This window comes from Gelidibacter salicanalis (assembly GCF_016469035.1).
In the GTDB taxonomy this organism is placed as follows: domain Bacteria; phylum Bacteroidota; class Bacteroidia; order Flavobacteriales; family Flavobacteriaceae; genus Gelidibacter; species Gelidibacter salicanalis_A.
In genome coordinates this window covers 1-558 of sequence record NZ_JAEHJZ010000086.1, presented here as the reverse complement: position 1 = coordinate 558, position 558 = coordinate 1, and the positions used below count along the sequence as shown (strand labels likewise).

The 558-nt window shown below is 40.1% G+C and carries 1 protein-coding gene; it reads left to right on the top strand.

Features of this window, described 5'->3' with window-relative positions:
* On the top strand, window positions 1-558 hold a 558-nt coding region (locus JEM65_RS20855; protein ID WP_199603643.1), incomplete at both ends, for a DUF7507 domain-containing protein.

Here is a 558-nt window from a genome sequence, read left to right as displayed (position 1 = left end):
TCAACCACTACTGAAGTAACAGTAGCCGGTCAGGTAATACCGTATTCTTACTTAGTAACCAATACAGGAAATGTTACTTTAAACAACATCAGTTTAGTTGATGATAATGTAGATGCTCAACCAACTGGTGGAGTTACGACATTAGCTCCTGGAGCAACGACAACTTTTACTGCAGATTATACCGTAACCCAGGATGATATCGATGCAGGCGGCAATGTTACCAATAATGTAGTTGCTAGTTCTAATGAGGCACCAGATGCACCAGATGACTTAGACATCCCAGTGACTCAGAATCCATTGATGACTGTGGTTAAGACTTCAACCACTACTGAAGTAACAGTAGCCGGTCAGGTAATACCGTATTCTTACTTAGTAACCAATACAGGAAATGTTACTTTAAACAACATCAGTTTATCGGATGATAATGTAGATGCACAACCAACAGGTGGATTAACAACATTAGCCCCTGGAGCAACAACAACATATACAGCAGATTATACAGTAACCCAGGATGATATCGATGCAGGAGGAAATGTGACCAATAATGTAGTTGCTAGT